Source organism: Escherichia sp. MOD1-EC6842 (assembly GCF_002965705.1).
GTDB classification, from domain to species: Bacteria; Pseudomonadota; Gammaproteobacteria; order Enterobacterales; family Enterobacteriaceae; genus Escherichia; species Escherichia ruysiae.
In genome coordinates this window covers 12,466-29,299 of sequence record NZ_PTRF01000029.1, presented here as the reverse complement: position 1 = coordinate 29,299, position 16,834 = coordinate 12,466, and the positions used below count along the sequence as shown (strand labels likewise).

The following is a 16,834-nucleotide window of genomic DNA, read 5'->3' as shown; positions in this document are numbered from 1 at the left end:
CTGTTCCACTGCGCGCGCGGCAGGCTGTTGATATGCGCCAGCGCGGCTCTGTCCTGGTCGTGACCGGAAAGATACAGTCCGTAAGCGTAAACCTGCTCCGGGTCGTTCGGCTTCTGCTGCGCCAGATTGCGCATCAGAGTATCTGCCTGGCTGCGTTGTCCGGCCTGCCAGAGATCCTGCGAAAGCCGGTAAGTAATCCACACACTGCCGGGGTCCAGCGCCAGTCGCTGGCGCTGAAGTGCTGCTGCCTGCGCCCATTTGCCCTGATTTTCCAGTGCCTCCGCCTGCTGTGATAAGCGGTCGTTTTGCAGGCTGCGTTCGATGTCATCAACGCTGCGCCGCTGGCTGGCAGAAAGCGAGGCAATAAACGCTTCGGCTTTTTCCGGCGACTGCTGGCGATAAAGATTCGCCAACCCGCGCACGGCGTTGGTGTTGCCGCTGTCCATACGCAAGGTCTGCTGATAATAGCGTTCGGCAGCGGGGTAATCTTTGCGCGCCATCGCCACATCGCCCAGCCCCAGCACCGCATAGCTGTCGGCGTTATCGACATTGCGCGCCTGCTGGAACAGGCGTTCTGCCCGGTCGGGATTATTGGCTTTCAGCGCAGCATCGCCCTGCTGGATCGCCAGCCAGTAGCGATTCACCTTCAGCAGACTGTTCCATTTGTCGGTGTTGCTGTTGTGCGGATCCAGCGCGAGGGCTTTTTCCAGATTCGCCACCGCATTAGCACGATCGCCTTTCTGAGAATATGCCTGGCCCAGCGCCCCCAGAGCCTCACTGTCTTTCGGGTTCGCCCGCACCGCCTGTTGTAGTTCGGGAATGGCTTTACCCGCCATGCCAGAGTCCACCGCCGCTAAACCTTGCGCACGGGCGCGGAAATTAGGATCGGCCAGTTGCTTTTGTTGTTCTGCCAGTTGCGATTGCGCAGCCGCCACACTATCGCCATCGCTAAAAATAGAGAGATATTTTTTCAGTGCCGACACGCTGGCGTCGCTCACGGGCATGTCTTTAATCTGCCCGTACCAGATTTTAGAAGCCCCCTCGCGCCCGGCGTTAGATTTCGCCATCTGTTCCAGTACGGCAAAACCTTCGTCACGGCGATCGCTGCTAAACAGCAATAGCGCCAGATTATTTTGCAACCCCGTATTGCCCGGCGTATCCGCATTGATGCGTTTTAGCTGATTAATCGCTTCGCTACGGCGAGCCGGAATTTTCGCTACCGTACTCCAGTACTCGACGGCAATGTCACCTGCTGGCGGCGCTCCGTTGAACAGTTTGTTGTAACCCGCCACGGCTTCTTCCGCATGACCGGTAGTCGCCTGCAATCGTGCCTGCTGCAGTGCCTGGCGACCATCCGGCGTGGAAAGCAGCATTGTGGTACGCGATGATTTATACGCATTTGAACTCGGCGCTAATTGCGACAATCGGTCGAGCTGTTTTTGTGCACCATCAACATCGCCCTGGCGTAACAGAGAGCGAAAACGGGCGGCAACGACATCCGGGTTATTCGGATCAATAAGTTCCAGACGATATAGCGACTGCTGCACCAGGTCTTCGCGGTGGGTCGCTTCGCCCACACGAACCTGTTCCAGCAACTGTTGCTGGGCGGTTGGTGCCGCCTCGACCATCGGCATCACGGCCAGACCGAGGGAAAGCGTAAGGATATTTAGTGTGAATTTGCGCATTCCTGGCCCCAGTCAGGTAATAACTCACCTTTTGTCGAGAAGCGGAAACGGTGTTGATCCCAGCCTTGTCCAAACAGGGTCAACACATAGTTGTAATAGGCATCACTACCAGGAAAGTTATCGGCAATACGCTGACGCTGTACGGCCTGGGCATCACGATCCTGAAGAAATGGCAACATAGCCGCAGAAAAACCGACTGGCCCTTTACCCTGCGCTTTACCCGTAGCGACATCGACTTTCTCCGGCGGATAGCCGTTTTTCTCGGTGAATGTCGCCATCGGTTTAAACCGGTTGAGCATCCGCGCTTTTTGCGGATCGCTGTCGGGCATCATGCCAACCCACATATAGACGCGAATAGCGTCGTAACTGCTGATCAGCGTTTTCTCCGGCTTTAACTGCCAACCTTTGTCTTTCTCATAGCGTACCCAGTCTGGCGAAAAGCCCTTCGGGGCGGTTTCCAGCAATAAACGTTGATTCGTTTCGCGCAACGTGGTCCACGGTGCACCAAAGCGGGTGAAATACTGCGCCAGCGTCGGAGGCGGATAACTCGGGTTAAAACGCCAGGTGTTATTCTCGGCAAAACCCACTTTGCCCGGTAACAGCATGGAGCCCAGCCCCGGCACTGTCACCACTTCCTCTTGCGCAATGCGTTTTAACAACGCGCTGCCGATGTCAGTATAACGTTGCTCTTTCCACAATCGACCGGCCTCCAGCAGTGACCAGGCCATCCAGATATCGCCGTCAGAAGCTGAGTTGCTGTCCAGCACTTCCCACTTCGCATTCTCTTTCTTGCCCCATAGCCAGGCGGGCAAATGTTCTTTTAATGAGCCCTGGGCAAGATTATTCTGCGTCCAGTCGAGAAGGTTATCGAAAGCCGCACGGTCGTTAGCCGCCAGGGCAAAGAACATGCCGTAGCTTTGCCCTTCGGAGGTGGTAATTTTGCGCGCGTCGCTGGGATCGATGACGCGCCCTTCCTGACTGATGTAATCCTTTTTGAACTGCTCCCAGGCAGGCCAACTGCAGGCTGCCTGAACACTAAAGGTAGCCAGCAGCAGCATCGTCACAATTCCACTACGCAAAACATTCATCATCAATTACTCATTATCCGGGTTAAGACGACGACGGCTGATGATACGCAACAGACGCCACAGTACCCAGGCCAGCAATACCACGCTGATTGCCGCCAGCACCGCCAACAGAATCGGGTGATTAGCCAGTGCATACCACAAACGTTCGAACCACGGCAGATGACCAACGTAATAGATGTCGCCGACCCGCAAACTGTTAACACCAGATTCACGGATCACCGCTACCGAGCCGAACATGGTGGCGCGTTTGCCGCTATCGTTCACCGCATCGTTAAGCATTTCGTAACCGCGCGGACTGTCGGCCAGGAGAGCAATCACGCTGCGCTGGTCGTTATACGGTGACTGGAAGCCAATCACCGCTGCCATCGCGCCAGAAGAGGTCAGCGTTGACTGAGTTTCTGCCGCACGGTCGTTTTCGTCCGGCACAATACCCGGGAATAGCGTCTGGCGCATTGGCGTTTTCACCCAGCTTTCGGTGGCCTGTACCAGCATGTCAATCTGCTTGTCGTCTTTTAATTTGTCCGGGATTCCGCCGACGATCATGATGTCGGCATCTTTCCCCTGAATGGTGCTGCCATCATCGGTCACGGTCAGGTTAATCGCCGGGAAGCCCGTCTGCGCGCCGATAAAGCCAACGGTATTCAGTAAGGTTTCCATCTGTGCTTCGTTGGGCGCTTTCGGCATTACGGTGATGGTTTGTGACAGATCCGCCATCCGGCTGAACGGGAAGCCCGCATTGGCAAACGCGCGCAGATCCGGCATCGGAATGAAGTGGTAATACTTCGAGAAGTCGATAGTGGAGTCGTCGCCAATCACCACATGGTTCTGCACCGGCTGGAAGGTAATACAGTTATCCACCGATCCGCCCGGCATCGGGTTCATGTACTCAAAGTCGAAGCGCAGCTGGTTGGTCGCCCCCAACTTCAACGCCGGAATAGAGACATCCGTTTTGCCGTCCAGCAAACCTTGTAACACAGGAATACGCAGCAGCAGGCGGTTCGCCTCCTGTTTGCTACTCAGGTTAAATGATTGCAGGAACTGGTTGTTCAGGCTGATATCCATCCGCGAGCTGTCTTTCACCGGCGGCATGGTGTAGCGGTAATTAATATCCATATCAATACCGGTACTACGCATCAGGTAGAGATCTGGCGGCAGATTTAGCGAAACGTTAATCGCTGCCGGTTCCAGACCGCTGGACTGTAACTGCTCTTCATAAGTTTTCAGTTCACCAAAGGTGACAGGACGATCGGTACGCACCCAGTTCGGCGCATCGTATGGCTTACGCGGCAGCAGCGGTTTGACTTCATTCACCACGACGCTGTCGCCACGGAACAAAATATTGCCCTGGGCGATACCTTTCGCTGCCTGCAACAGGTCTTTGTCGTCACGACCAAACACCACCAGCAGTTTGATGTAAGGATTTTCCGGGTGGTTGATCATCTCAATCACCGGGGCTTTTACCGCCGGATGATCGCGCAGGAAGTCCGGGCGTTTGTCGTTAGTCGCAAAAACAATCGCATTGCGATCGGGAAGCTGGTTATAGAGTACCGGGAAGTTCTGCCCACGCCAGCCAGAGCGCGAGCCAAACCACGAGGCAACAATGGCGGAAGCCTGTTGCAGCGCAACATCCGGCGCGCCCGCAAAGACCATCGGCAAGATGTTGGCACGGTTATCGCGTGGGTCAAAGAATGGAATCGGGAAGTGCGACAGGTCATTCTTCACATTCAGTGATTGATACGTCAGATCCAGTCCGCTACTGCGTCCGACATCCAGCCAGAGCGTTGTGCTGGCAGGGTTTTCGCACACATCCTGATAATGACCGACAAACTCCAGCCGCACGCGGTTGAAGTCGGTAATAAACAGTGGGTTAATCGGCATTTGCGCCAGCGTCTTTTTACCCAACTGCTCTTTAGTCACTGGCAGCACGCCCATCAGTTCATCATTGAGATAAACTTTTAACTGCGACTGAACTGGCAGCAATGACGGCGATGGCGTGTATTCGAGATTGAGCATCGCCTTCGTCACCACTTCGTCGCTGCGCATACCAAACTCAATGCTACCGTTCGGGTTGATACCTCGCAGCACCATGCTGCCCGGCGGCGGCGCGATTTGCGCAAAGGTCAGCTTCACATCGCGCGAAGAGCCGTTCTGCGCAACGACTGGCGCATCCGCTCCCTGCACGCCCGGCATCACCTGCCCCACCTGCGGATTTTGTTCCGTCTGGGCAGGAACAACTGGCTCAGCATTGATCAGTGGTTGCGTTGCTGGCGTCGCCTGCGTCATAAAAGAGGGGAATGCGCTCATCCCCATTGCCACTGCACAAATCCAGAATAGTTTTCTTTTCATCGCGTTATCATCATTGTTGAGCCAAAGCCTGATCCGATGGTTGTACCGTTTCGCTCCGCTCCGGGCGGCGCGGAATGAACGAAACAACCCAGGAAACCAGAGAAGTCAGCGCACGGAAAATGCCCTTCACTGAAGAAGGTGCAAATTCCGCCAGATGGCGGTAGCCACGGAAGCCGAGCTTCAGAATATCCAGCAGACTTTCCAGCGGCTTATCTTCCGGGTAGCTGTCCTGCCAGAGCGCCCATGTATCCGCACGGGCAAACGTACACTGCACAAAATCGATATGTTGCTGGGTGGTGAGCGGCATCAATTGCAGCCCGACTTCGTTACCCATCACGCGTGCCACCTGGGTCGGGAAGACGTATTCCTGTTGACCGCGTTTGAGTAGCAGATTCACTTTCTGCCCTTCCAGGATCTGCGCCTGACCGTGGATTTTGATCCCCAGCCCACCGTCGGAGAAGTCCTGAACGGTGCAGGAGAAAAGGTGACCATCTTCACGGGCAATTGCCGCTGGCATCGTCATCTCAACACGATGCGAACGACGAACCTGTTTACTTTCAACCGATACCGCTACCGCGCCACCGAGAATAATCAGGTTGTAGAACACCCACACCATACTGACGACGACGGTGAGCATTTCGGTTGGCGGACCGTAAAAGTAACGCCAGATGCCAACAGCGACACCAACCAGGTTGAGCAGTACGAGGAAGATGTACGGTCGCGAGATCACCCAATCGACATACTCTTCCTCCACCAGGCCACCTTTGGCGGTGACGTTAAATTTGCCTTTGTGCGGGTTAATCAGCGCCACCAGCGTCGGTGGTGCGATATACCATGCCAGCACTGTTTCGTAGATTTCACTCCAGAACGAGTGGCGATATTTGCCCTGAATCTTCGAGTTAGTCAGGCTGGCGTGGATCATATGCGGCAGCACAAACAGGGCGATCATCAACGCAGGTGCGTAGATGATATAGGCATGAAGCAGCAGGAACGCCAGCGGCGCAGTCAGGAAGATCAGCCGTGGAATGCCCGACAAGAAATGGAACATGGCGTTGACGTAGCACAGCCGTTGCGCGAACTTCAGCCCTTTACCGGTGAGCGGGTTATCAAGGCGGAAGATTTGCACCATCCCGCGCGCCCAGCGAATACGCTGACCGATATGCGCCGACAGACTTTCGGTAGCCAGCCCCGCCGCCTGCGGAATGCGCATATACGCGGAGGTGTAGCCACGACGGTGCAAACGCAAAGAAGTGTGCGCATCTTCGGTTACCGTTTCGACGGCAATACCGCCAATCTCATCCAGCGGCTTACGGCGGATCACCGCACAAGAACCGCAGAAGAAGGTGGCATCCCACATATCGTTACCATCCTGCACCAGACCGTAGAACAGCGTGCCTTCATTCGGCGTTTTACGAAAACGTCCCAGGTTGCGTTCAAACGGGTCCGGCGAGAAGAAGTGGTGCGGGGTCTGCATCATCGCCAGTTGTTTTTCTTTCAGGAACCAGCCCATGGTCATTTGCAGGAACGAGCGCGTTGGCACGTGGTCGCAGTCGAAAATCGACACAAACTCGCCTTTGGCATATTTCAGCGCATTGTTGATATTGCCCGCTTTCGCATGTTCATGAGTAGTACGGGCGATATATTTCACCCCAACGTTTTGCGCAAACTGGCGAAACTCCTCCCTGCCACCGTCATCGAGGATCCAGATGTTCAGCTTGTCTTTCGGCCAGTCGATACCCAGCGAGGCGTAAATCGTATTTTTCACCACGCTGAGATCTTCGTTGTAGGTCGGGACAAAGATATCCACCGACGGCCACAGCGACATATCCTTCGGCAGCGGTACGGGCTGACGATTCAGCGGCCATACGACCTGGAAGTAGCCGAGCACCAGCACAATCCATGCGTAGGTTTCGGCGAACAACAGAATTAAGCCGCACACCAGACTGACCGGATCATCCCAGTTCAGCGTGGAGGTGTAGCGCCACCAGATATAACGGCAAGAGACGGTCAGCGACAGCACAATCAGCATCAGTGCAGAGAAGCGTCCCGGCATTCGCCGTACCATTAATGCCACACCCCACAGCAACATCAGGAAGATAAACTGTGACAGCGGGTTAAACGGCTGGGTGACGCAAATCAGCGCCAGAATCAGCGAGAATGTCACAATGATGCCAAGAATAAAACGCCGTGCTCCGGCGCTCAGATGTCCCAGCTCTTTTTTCTCATCAAGATGTTGCGTGTTATGGCTGAAGCGAGCCGGCAATTCATCCATCCATTGATGATAACGCCCACGAATATTCTGCAAGCGTGAAAACGACCGCCAGCGCGGTTTCGGCGTTTCTCTGCGCGAAGCACTGACCAGCAACCAGCAGGTCTGAATGACATAGCGCACAGGATCCAACGGACGCGGGCGCGAGGCATTGATATGAGGGAACAGGATTTTATGTTGCGCACGAATACGCTGCCAGCGTGGGTGCTCCAGCGGAATAAAAATCCAGGCAAGGATCAGCCAGAAACAGCCGAGCGTCGCGCTGAAAGGCGACGCGCCATGACGACGATATTCCCGATAACGCCCGATAAGACGTGCGTTAACCGGCGGGATAAGCAACCACCGGGTCAGGATACTCATGATGCGCTCCCGACTGGCGTTTTCAGCCCGGAATAGTTCAACAGACACCAGTTCGCCAGCGTCAGAATTTCTTCTGCCGCCAACGCATCGCTACGGTATTCGCCCAACGGTTGTTTTGCCGCCAGACATTCAGCCATCGCTTCATCACGATGAATCAACATTGGCAACAAACGCCGCTGGCTTTGCAACCATAGCTGGTAAATATCGTCCTGAACCTGGCTGCCTACACGAAAATCATTAATCAAAATATGCGCGCCAGCGGGCAGTGCCTGCTGATGCAGCCGAATATGACAGTTGGCATCCACGTTGACGATCGCCAGGGTGTGATCGCACAGACTCATGATTTGATGCGTTATCTGCGAGGCGTCGCGTGGTAAATCGATCAAAATCCATTGATAACGTCCGCTGGTCTTTAGTTGCTGAATACCGGTGCAAATCTCGCCCAGCCGTGTTTGCCAGTGCTGGGGATTCTCGTGTTCTTCGAGAGTCAGTTGACCAAAGGGCAGCAGATCGAGCTGTGAGGTATAGCGTAGCCCGGCATCACGCCAGTCCTGGCCATCCAGCATGGCTCTTGCCCAGCCCTGGCGGTGAGAAAAATCAACGTTGAATGACAGGCGCAGCAAATTGTCCGGGCAGGCATCCACCAGCAGGACATTTTCTCCCAACATTTGCAATGACCAGCCTAACGCGGCGGTAATCGTTGTCGTCCCCACGCCACCCCGCATCCCCTGCAATCCCAGAACGGCCATTCACCACACCCCTACTTTTTTTGCGCAAACTCAGCCAATAACGGCCAACGTTTTAATGCCGCAGCCAACTGTTCTCGTTGGGAAATATCGGCATAATCAATATCAGGCAGTGAAAAAGCCTGTTTTAACGCCAAAATATCATTCTGGAAGATATAGCCTATCGCGGGATCAGGCAGAATATCGGGTTCGTTGTTATTCATTATGGTTGATCCCTATGAAATAAACATATTACACAGTAAGACAATTTCGCCGCTTTATTGCTAACGGCAGCACAGAAACCCGCTCATTTTTTGACTTTCCGTTACGCAACAGAAAAACTAAAAAACGAAAAGGCTGATATCACAAGGTTTCTGGCCTGTTAAATTGATTCACATGCTAAATCTGATAAGTTTTAATTTCAATGGTAGGTTTATTTCTTAGCTTTCGCTAGTAAACTGATAATCAGACAAAATGGCGACTTGAGGGACACTGTGGACCCCGTATTCTCTATCGGTATCTCATCCTTGTGGGATGAGCTGCGACATATGCCAGCAGGCGGCGTCTGGTGGTTTAACGTCGATCGTCAAGAAGATGCTATTAGCTTGGTGAATCAAACGATGGCTTCTCAAGCTGAAACCGCGCAAGTCGCGGTCATTAGCATGGATAGCGATCCCGAGAAAATTTTCAAATTAGATGATTCTCAAGGACCAGAAAAAATAAAATTATTTTCAATGCTAAATCATGAAAAAGGTCTATACTATTTGCCCCGTGATTTACAATGTTCAGTTGTTCCCAATAATTACCTGTTCATTCTTGTTTGCGCAAATAACGCATGGCAAAACATTCCTGCCGAGCGCCTTCGCCTATGGCTGGAAAAAATGAATAAATGGTGCAGGCTAAACCATTGTTCACTGCTGGTAATTAATCCCGGAAACAATAACGATAAACAATTTTCATTGTTACTGGAGGAGTATCGTTCGCTTTTTGGACTTGCCAGTTTGCGTTTTCAGGGCGATCAGCATCTGCTGGATATCGCTTTTTGGTGTAACGAAAAAGGTGTCAGCGCCCGTCAGCAACTGACCGTCCAGCACCAAAATGGCGTCTGGGCGTTAGTTCAGCGCGAAGAGGCGGAGATCCAACCACGCAGCGATGAAAAGCGTATTCTCAGTAATATTGCCGTACTGGAAGGCGCGCCACCGCTATCGGAACACTGGAAGCTATTCGACAATAACGAAACGCTGTTCAATGAAGCACGTACCTCTCAGGCCGCGACGGTCGTGTTCTCTTTGCAGCAAAATGGGCAAATTGAACCGCTGGCCCGCAGTATTCATACATTGCGTCGCCAGCGTGGTAGCGCGTTGAAAATCCTCGTGCGGGAAAATATTGCCAGCCTGCGCGCCACCGACGAACGTTTACTGTTGGCCTGCGGCGCAAATATGGTTATTCCATGGAACGCCCCGCTCTCTCGCTGTCTGACAATGATTGAAAGCGTGCAGGGACAGAAGTTCAGCCGCTATGTACCGGAAGATATCACCACGCTGTTGTCGATGACTCAGCCGATTAAACTGCGGGGGTTCCAGAAGTGGGATGTATTCTGTGACGCGGTCAATAATATGATGAATAACACCCTGTTACCTGCTCACGGCAAAGGCGTTCTGGTGGCTCTGCGCCCGGTGCCTGGCATTCGCGTTGAACAAGCTCTGACGCTGTGTCGCCCTAATCGTACCGGCGATATTATGACGATTGGCGGCAATCGACTGGTGCTGTTCCTCTCTTTCTGCCGGATTAACGATCTGGATACCGCATTGAATCATATCTTCCCACTACCTACTGGCGACATTTTCTCTAACCGCATGGTCTGGTTTGAAGATGACCAAATCAGCGCCGAGCTGGTGCAAATGCGTTTACTCGCCCCGGAACAATGGGGGATGCCGCTGCCTTTAACGCAGGGTTCCACGCCAGTCATCAATGCCGAACACGATGGTCGCAACTGGCGACGCATACCTGAACCACTGCGATTATTGGATGATGCTGTGGAGCGTTCATCATGATGACCATCAGCGATATCGTTGAAATTATTATCGTTTGCGCACTGATATTTTTCCCGCTGGGCTATCTGGCGCGGCATTCTCTACGGCGTATTCGTGACACTTTGCGTTTGTTATTTGCTAAACCTCGTTATGTAAAACCGGCCGGTACATTACGCCGTGCGGAAAAAGCCAGGGCAACCAAAAAATGACTCAATTTACCCAAAACACCGCTATGCCTTCTTCCCTCTGGCAATACTGGCGCGGCCTTTCTGGCTGGAACTTCTATTTTCTGGTCAAGTTTGGCCTGTTATGGGCGGGATATCTTAACTTCCATCCGCTGCTTAACCTGGTGTTTGCCGCGTTTCTGCTAATGCCTATTCCGCGCTATAGCCTGCACCGTCTACGCCACTGGATAGCCCTGCCAATCGGTTTTGCATTGTTCTGGCATGACACCTGGCTGCCAGGCCCGGAAAGCATCATGAGTCAGGGTTCGCAAGTGGCTGGTTTCAGTAGCGATTATTTAATCGACCTCGTTACTCGCTTTATTAACTGGCAGATGATCGGAGCCATTTTTGTATTGTTAGTGGCGTGGTTGTTCCTGTCACAATGGATTCGTATCACCATATTTGTCGTCGCTATTCTGGTATGGCTGAACGTACTTACGCTGGCTGGACCAAGTTTCTCCCTGTGGCCTGCCGGTCAACCGACCACGACGGTGACAACGACGGGCGGTAATGCAGCGGCAACGGTCGCAGCCGCAGGCGGTACGCCGGTGGTGGGTGATATGCCTGCGCAAACCGCGCCGCCGACAACCGCGAATCTTAATGCATGGCTGAATAATTTCTATAACGCCGAAGCGAAACGTAAATCGACCTTCCCATCCGCGCTTCCGGCAGATGCACAGCCATTTGAATTGCTGGTCATCAACATCTGTTCACTCTCCTGGTCGGACATTGAAGCTGCCGGGTTAATGTCGCATCCGTTATGGTCGCATTTCGATATTGAGTTCAAGAATTTCAACTCTGCGACCTCATACAGCGGCCCGGCGGCGATTCGTCTGCTGCGCGCCAGCTGTGGACAAACTTCGCACACCAATCTGTACCAACCAGCCAATAATGACTGCTATCTGTTCGATAACTTGTCAAAACTGGGCTTTACCCAGCATCTGATGATGGGGCATAACGGTCAATTCGGCGGCTTCCTGAAAGAAGTGCGCGAAAATGGCGGTATGCAGACAGAATTGATGGATCAAACGAATCTGCCGGTTATTTTGCTGGGCTTTGATGGTTCGCCGGTTTATGACGATACCGCCGTACTTAACCGCTGGCTGGACGTTACTGAAAAAGATAAAAACAGCCGTAGTGCCACGTTCTACAACACGCTTCCACTGCACGATGGCAACCATTATCCGGGCGTCAGCAAAACAGCGGATTACAAAGCGCGGGCGCAGAAGTTCTTTGATGAACTGGACGCATTCTTTACTGAACTGGAGAAATCGGGTCGTAAAGTGATGGTGGTAGTGGTGCCAGAACACGGCGGCGCGCTGAAGGGCGACAGAATGCAGGTATCTGGCTTACGTGATATCCCTAGCCCGTCTATCACAGACGTCCCCGTTGGCGTGAAATTCTTCGGTATGAAGGCACCACACCAGGGGGCACCGATTGTCATCGACCAACCAAGCAGTTTCCTGGCAATTTCTGATCTGGTGGTTCGCGTTCTCGACGGTAAAATTTTCACCGAAGACAATGTTGACTGGAAAAAACTCACCAGCGGATTGCCACAAACAGCACTGGTATCCGAGAACTCAAACGCGGTGGTGATTCAATATCAGGATAAACCGTACGTTCGCCTGAACGGTGGCGATTGGGTGCCATACCCGCAATAAACACGAAAAAGGCCGCAGAGTTTCACCCCTGCGGCCTGGTTCGGGCGCAAATTGCCATTACGGCAGCCGACACCCGCACGGCACGTTACTTCCTCTTATTCAGCCAGCCCACGATCAGACTGGCGAGAATGCCAGCAATGACCGGAGCCGCTAAATCGTGCCAGAAGGCCATGCCTAACTGCGCGAACGTCATATAGCCGCCTGTGTTGTAATGACAACGTTTCGCGGCTATTCTTGAATGGTCTAGATGCAAGAATGGCCCCCGTGATGTTGTCAGGTATATACCTGCAACGTGCGGGGGTTTTCTCTCTCCAGCAACCAATGCCACCAGGGATAAAGCCCCCGCAACATTGCGCCTCACCGGAACCCTTCCGGCTTGCCGCTGATTCTACGACTGTTTTTCTGTTCCGGAATCCGTCACGTCTTCACTCTGTGCTGCGCATTCCGCAGAATATTATCCGCGTGCAATCGTTGCATTTTTCTTACGAAAAAGGCCGCAGAGTTTCACCCCTGCGGCCTGGTCCGGGCGCAAATTGCCATTACGGCAGCCTGACGCCCGCATGACACGTTACTTCCGCTTGTTCAGCCAGTTCACGATCATACTGGCAAGAATGCCAGCAATGACCGGAGCCGCTAAATCATGCCAGAAGGCCATGCCCAGTTCTGCGAGCGTCATATAGCCGCCTGTGTTGTAATGACAACGTTTCGCGGCTATTCTTGAGTTGTTCAGGTTCAAGAATGGCCCCCGTGATGTTGTCAGGTGCATACCTGCAACGTGCGGGGGTTTTCTCTCTCCAGCAACCAATGCCACCAGGGATAAAGCCCCCGCAACATTGCGCCTCACCGGAACCCTTCCGGCTTGCCGCTGATTTTACGATTGCTTTTTACTGTCAGCACCCGGCAATCTTCCTCATTGCGTGATGCCTTCCAGCTTAATTTCTTAATTTGCAATAGTTGCAGTTCATATCCGGGCTGACTCCAGACTGGTAGTGAAATGCGCAATTTTGTAGAATTGCGCCTCCTCGCGACCTCCCCAGTGAATCTGTTGCCTCATTTTTTACATACTGCGTATTCGACTTCTCCACCTGTTGCGCAAGAGAAACTGGGTTTATTCATTTTTGCGAGGCCGACTTCTTTCTGGACAGGACTTTATGCAGCACAACACACTACCGAAACACGATCAGAAAATGCCGTTTACACGCTACGACTTCGGCTGGGTTTTATTATGTATAGGCATGGCGATTGGTGCCGGAACCGTGCTGATGCCAGTACAAATTGGCTTGAAGGGAATTTGGGTATTTATTACCGCAGCGATCATTGCTTATCCTGCCACCTGGGTAGTGCAGGACATTTATTTAAAAACCCTTTCTGAAAGCGATTCCTGTAATGACTACACCGATATTATCAGTCATTACCTGGGGAAGAACTGGGGAATTTTCCTCGGGGTTATCTACTTTTTGATGATTATCCACGGGATTTTTATCTACTCTCTCTCCGTGGTTTTCGACAGCGCCTCGTACCTGAAAACCTTCGGTTTAACCGATGCCGATCTTTCACAATCTCTACTTTATAAAGTCGCTATTTTCGCCGTACTGGTGGCGATTGCGTCTGGTGGTGAACGATTACTGTTTAAGATTTCCGGGCCAATGGTGGTGGTCAAAGTAGGGATTATTGTCGTGTTCGGTTTTGCGATGATCCCGCACTGGAATTTCGCCAATATAACCGCCTTCCCGCAAGCCTCCGTCTTTTTCCGCGATGTCCTGCTTACCATTCCATTTTGCTTCTTTTCTGCAGTATTTATTCAGGTACTTAACCCAATGAATATTGCCTATCGTAAACGGGAAGCGGATAAAGTACTGGCAACCCGGCTCGCGCTGCGTACCCACCGAATTAGTTATATCACGCTCATCGCGGTGATCCTGTTTTTTGCCTTTTCGTTTACCTTCTCAATTAGCCACGAAGAAGCCGTTTCTGCCTTTGAACAAAATATCTCGGCACTGGCACTGGCCGCGCAGGTGATCCCTGGGCATATCATTCATATCACCTCTACGGTGCTGAATATCTTTGCCGTACTGACCGCATTCTTTGGCATTTATCTCGGTTTCCACGAGGCTATTAAAGGCATTATTCTCAATCTGTTAAGCCGAATTATTGATACCAAGAAAATTAACTCACGCATGCTGACTCTGGCGATCTGCGCTTTTATCGTCATTACGTTGACGATTTGGGTTTCGTTTCGTGTATCGGTGCTGGTGTTCTTTCAGTTGGGAAGCCCGTTATATGGCATTGTGTCGTGCCTCATTCCATTTTTCCTGATCTATAAAGTCGCACAACTGGAAAAACTTCGCGGGTTTAAAGCCTGGCTGATTCTGCTGTACGGCATTTTGTTATGCTTGTCGCCACTGTTGAAGCTGATTGAGTAAACCGGAGCGCATGGCCCCGGTTTTGTGAGTTAACGCTGCGGATTTTCATCCTGATCAACAGCAAAACAAGCTACCAGTTGACCGCCGTAGTCTTTTAGCTGCGGCTGCAACTGGGTGCAGGGGCCGAAGCGCCGACGACAGCGGGCGTTAAACGCGCAGCCCGGCGGTGGATTGAGCGGGCTTGGCAGTTCACCGGTGAGCTTGATGCGCTCGCGGCGATCGTCCGGGTTCAGGCGCGGCGTCGCGGAGAGTAGCGCCTGAGTGTACGGATGACGCGGGTTATTGAAGATTTGGTCCTTCGTTCCCTTCTCCACGCAGCGGCCCAAGTACATCACCATCACTTCATCGGCAATGTGCTCAACCACTGACAGGTCGTGCGAGATAAAGACATAAGACAGCCCCAACTCCTGCTGCAAATCCATCATCAGATTCAGCACCTGCGCACGCACTGAAACGTCCAGCGCGGAAACCGGTTCATCGGCAATCACCACATCCGGGTCGAGCATCAGACCTCGGGCAATGGCGATACGCTGACGCTGACCGCCGGAGAACATATGCGGATAGCGGTCGTAATGCTCGGTTTTCAGGCCGACTTTCGCCATCATCGACAGGGCTTTTTCCCGACGCTGTTCTTTGCTTAAGCTGGTATTAATAAGCAGCGGCTCTTCAAGAATTTGCCCAACTTTTTTACGCGGATTCAGCGAACCATAGGGATTCTGAAAGACGATCTGGATTTTCTGCCGACGCAACTTCTGCGCCTGCGGATCGTGCTTGAGCAGATCCTGCCCCTGGTAATACAGCTCACCACCGGTGGGCGTTTCAATCATCGTCAGCAACCGACCGAGGGTCGATTTACCGCAGCCAGATTCGCCCACTACTGCCAGCGTTTTGCCACGTTCAAGGTTAAACGAAACGCCATCCAGCGCCTTCACCAGACGTTCCGGTGCGAACATACCTTTCTTCACCGGATAATGTTTTTTCAGGTCGATTGCCTGCAACAGCGGTTGTTGCGAGGTGGCCTCTTGCGTACTCATAGTGTGGGCCTCCCGGCATCATCAAGTGGGTAATGGCATTTGGACTGACGCCCGTCAGCGAGCATATTCAGCGCCGGTTCTTCAGCACGGCATTTGTCAGTGGCGTAGGGGCAGCGCGGGTTAAGCAGGCAGCCGTTCGGGCGGTCATACTTGCCAGGAACAACACCTGGCAACGACGCCAGACGTTCTTTGTCCTGAGCAAATTCCGGCAGCGCACGCAGCAATGCCTGAGTATACGGGTGACGCGGCGCATGGAAGATGGCGTGCGCATCGCCCGTTTCCACCACCTGACCTGCATACATCACGATGATTTTATGTGCCGCTTCCGCCACCAGCGCCAGGTCATGAGTGATCAACACCAGCGCCATGTTCTCTTTCTGCTGTAGCTCCAGCAGCAGTTCGATAATTTGCGCCTGAATGGTCACGTCCAGCGCAGTGGTTGGTTCATCGGCAATCAGCAGCTTTGGCCGACAGGCAATCGCCATGGCGATCATCACGCGCTGGCTCATGCCGCCGGAAAGCTGATGCGGGTAAACATCCAAACGCGAAGCCGGATCGGGAATACCGACCAGATTCAGCAGGTCAATCGCTCGCTGACGGCGGGTACTTTTGTTGCCGCCCTGATGCACCTTAATCGCTTCCATGATCTGGAAACCCACGGTGTAGCACGGGTTAAGGCTGGTCATCGGGTCCTGGAAGATCATCGCCACTTCGGCACCCACCAGGTTGCGGCGCTCTTTTTCTGAGATACGCTGTAAATCCTGACCGTTAAACTCCAGCTTTTCCGCCATTACGCGGCCCGGATAATCAATCAGCCCCATAATCGCCAGCGAACTGACCGATTTACCAGAGCCGGACTCACCCACAATCCCGACCACTTCGCCCTGTTTTACGCTGTAGCTGATGCGGTCTACGGCGCGGAACGGTGCGCTTTCGTCACCGAAATGCACCGATAATTTATCTACATTTAATAACGCCATCTCGAA

The 16,834-nt window shown here is 52.9% G+C and carries 14 protein-coding genes; 4 read left to right on the top strand and 10 right to left on the bottom strand.

Going from position 1 to position 16,834, the window contains the following annotated elements; translation table 11 throughout:
• From bcsC to bcsR, 6 genes are all read right to left on the bottom strand, one after another.
• Positions 1 to 1,685: cellulose synthase complex outer membrane protein BcsC (bcsC, locus tag A7Z29_RS21755; RefSeq protein ID WP_105290804.1), on the bottom strand; the 1,685-nt coding region annotated here is incomplete at its 3' end.
• Positions 1,667 to 2,773 (bottom strand): cellulose synthase complex periplasmic endoglucanase BcsZ, encoded by a 1,107-nt coding sequence (gene bcsZ, locus A7Z29_RS21750; protein WP_105290805.1) that lies wholly within the window; start codon positions 2,771 to 2,773, stop codon positions 1,667 to 1,669. The genes bcsC and bcsZ, both read right to left, overlap by 19 nt.
• Positions 2,774 to 2,779: 6 nt before the next feature.
• Positions 2,780 to 5,119 (bottom strand): cellulose biosynthesis cyclic di-GMP-binding regulatory protein BcsB, encoded by a 2,340-nt coding sequence (gene bcsB, locus A7Z29_RS21745; RefSeq protein WP_024165121.1) that lies wholly within the window; start codon positions 5,117 to 5,119, stop codon positions 2,780 to 2,782.
• Positions 5,120 to 5,129: 10 nt separating this feature from the next.
• Positions 5,130 to 7,748: a UDP-forming cellulose synthase catalytic subunit gene (bcsA, locus tag A7Z29_RS21740; RefSeq protein ID WP_000025928.1), complete on the bottom strand. Its 2,619-nt coding sequence runs from the start codon at positions 7,746 to 7,748 to the stop codon at positions 5,130 to 5,132.
• The gene (gene bcsQ / locus A7Z29_RS21735) at positions 7,745 to 8,497 is read right to left on the bottom strand and encodes a cellulose biosynthesis protein BcsQ (RefSeq protein WP_000279496.1); all 753 of its coding nucleotides are present in this window, start codon (positions 8,495 to 8,497) and stop codon (positions 7,745 to 7,747) included. The genes bcsA and bcsQ overlap by 4 nt, the downstream gene beginning before the upstream one ends.
• 11 nt (positions 8,498 to 8,508) lie before the next feature.
• The gene (bcsR, locus tag A7Z29_RS21730; protein ID WP_001063311.1) at positions 8,509 to 8,697 is read right to left on the bottom strand and encodes a cellulose biosynthesis protein BcsR; all 189 of its coding nucleotides are present in this window, start codon (positions 8,695 to 8,697) and stop codon (positions 8,509 to 8,511) included.
• 258 nt (positions 8,698 to 8,955) lie between these two features.
• Here bcsR and bcsE point away from each other — a divergent pair, with 258 nt between their 5' ends.
• From bcsE to bcsG, 3 genes are read left to right on the top strand one after another with little or no spacing between them, the layout of a single operon-like run.
• On the top strand, positions 8,956 to 10,527 hold the full coding sequence (gene bcsE, locus A7Z29_RS21725; protein ID WP_001205752.1) for a cellulose biosynthesis c-di-GMP-binding protein BcsE: 1,572 nt from the start codon (positions 8,956 to 8,958) through the stop codon (positions 10,525 to 10,527).
• Positions 10,524 to 10,715 (top strand): cellulose biosynthesis protein BcsF, encoded by a 192-nt coding sequence (gene bcsF, locus A7Z29_RS21720; protein ID WP_000988318.1) that lies wholly within the window; start codon positions 10,524 to 10,526, stop codon positions 10,713 to 10,715. Before bcsE ends, bcsF begins: the two co-directional genes overlap by 4 nt.
• Positions 10,712 to 12,391: a cellulose biosynthesis protein BcsG gene (gene bcsG / locus A7Z29_RS21715; RefSeq protein WP_105290803.1), complete on the top strand. Its 1,680-nt coding sequence runs from the start codon at positions 10,712 to 10,714 to the stop codon at positions 12,389 to 12,391. The genes bcsF and bcsG overlap by 4 nt, the downstream gene beginning before the upstream one ends.
• Before the next feature lie 85 nt (positions 12,392 to 12,476).
• Here bcsG and A7Z29_RS23335 read toward each other — a convergent pair whose 3' ends face one another.
• Together A7Z29_RS23335 and A7Z29_RS21695 are read right to left on the bottom strand one after the other, a co-directional pair.
• Positions 12,477 to 12,584 carry a type I toxin-antitoxin system toxin Ldr family protein gene (locus A7Z29_RS23335; RefSeq protein WP_085461382.1) on the bottom strand — a complete coding sequence of 36 codons (108 nt, stop codon included), beginning with the start codon at positions 12,582 to 12,584 and terminating at the stop codon, positions 12,477 to 12,479.
• 375 nt (positions 12,585 to 12,959) lie between these two features.
• The gene (locus A7Z29_RS21695) at positions 12,960 to 13,067 is read right to left on the bottom strand and encodes a type I toxin-antitoxin system toxin Ldr family protein (protein ID WP_001295224.1); all 108 of its coding nucleotides are present in this window, start codon (positions 13,065 to 13,067) and stop codon (positions 12,960 to 12,962) included.
• Positions 13,068 to 13,542: 475 nt separating this feature from the next.
• On the opposite strand from A7Z29_RS21695, the gene A7Z29_RS21680 reads away from it, so the two are divergent.
• Positions 13,543 to 14,814: an SLC5/6 family protein gene (locus A7Z29_RS21680; protein ID WP_065227863.1), complete on the top strand. Its 1,272-nt coding sequence runs from the start codon at positions 13,543 to 13,545 to the stop codon at positions 14,812 to 14,814.
• A gap of 29 nt (positions 14,815 to 14,843) precedes the next feature.
• On the opposite strand, the gene dppF is transcribed toward A7Z29_RS21680, so the two are convergent.
• A complete protein-coding gene (dppF, locus tag A7Z29_RS21675) occupies positions 14,844 to 15,848 on the bottom strand; it encodes a dipeptide ABC transporter ATP-binding subunit DppF (protein WP_000107036.1) in 1,005 nt (334 codons plus the stop codon).
• Positions 15,845 to 16,828, bottom strand: coding sequence for a dipeptide ABC transporter ATP-binding protein (gene dppD, locus A7Z29_RS21670; RefSeq protein WP_001196477.1), 984 nt, complete (start codon positions 16,826 to 16,828; stop codon positions 15,845 to 15,847). The genes dppF and dppD overlap by 4 nt, the downstream gene beginning before the upstream one ends.
• Between the last annotated feature and the right edge of the window lie 6 nt (positions 16,829 to 16,834).

Excerpts from the sequence above, each read along its gene's own strand:
- bcsZ (WP_105290805.1), bottom strand. The coding sequence starts at position 2,773 with ATGAATGTTTTGCGTAGTGGAATTGTGACGATGCTGCTGCTGGCTACC.
- bcsB (WP_024165121.1), bottom strand. The coding sequence starts at position 5,119 with ATGAAAAGAAAACTATTCTGGATTTGTGCAGTGGCAATGGGGATGAGC.
- bcsA (WP_000025928.1), bottom strand. The coding sequence starts at position 7,748 with ATGAGTATCCTGACCCGGTGGTTGCTTATCCCGCCGGTTAACGCACGT.
- bcsQ (WP_000279496.1), bottom strand. The coding sequence starts at position 8,497 with ATGGCCGTTCTGGGATTGCAGGGGATGCGGGGTGGCGTGGGGACGACA.
- bcsR (WP_001063311.1), bottom strand. The coding sequence starts at position 8,697 with ATGAATAACAACGAACCCGATATTCTGCCTGATCCCGCGATAGGCTAT.
- bcsF (WP_000988318.1), top strand. The coding sequence starts at position 10,524 with ATGATGACCATCAGCGATATCGTTGAAATTATTATCGTTTGCGCACTG.
- bcsG (WP_105290803.1), top strand. The coding sequence starts at position 10,712 with ATGACTCAATTTACCCAAAACACCGCTATGCCTTCTTCCCTCTGGCAA.
- A7Z29_RS23335 (WP_085461382.1), bottom strand. The coding sequence starts at position 12,584 with ATGACGTTCGCGCAGTTAGGCATGGCCTTCTGGCACGATTTAGCGGCT.
- A7Z29_RS21695 (WP_001295224.1), bottom strand. The coding sequence starts at position 13,067 with ATGACGCTCGCAGAACTGGGCATGGCCTTCTGGCATGATTTAGCGGCT.
- A7Z29_RS21680 (WP_065227863.1), top strand. The coding sequence starts at position 13,543 with ATGCAGCACAACACACTACCGAAACACGATCAGAAAATGCCGTTTACA.
- dppF (WP_000107036.1), bottom strand. The coding sequence starts at position 15,848 with ATGAGTACGCAAGAGGCCACCTCGCAACAACCGCTGTTGCAGGCAATC.
- dppD (WP_001196477.1), bottom strand. The coding sequence starts at position 16,828 with ATGGCGTTATTAAATGTAGATAAATTATCGGTGCATTTCGGTGACGAA.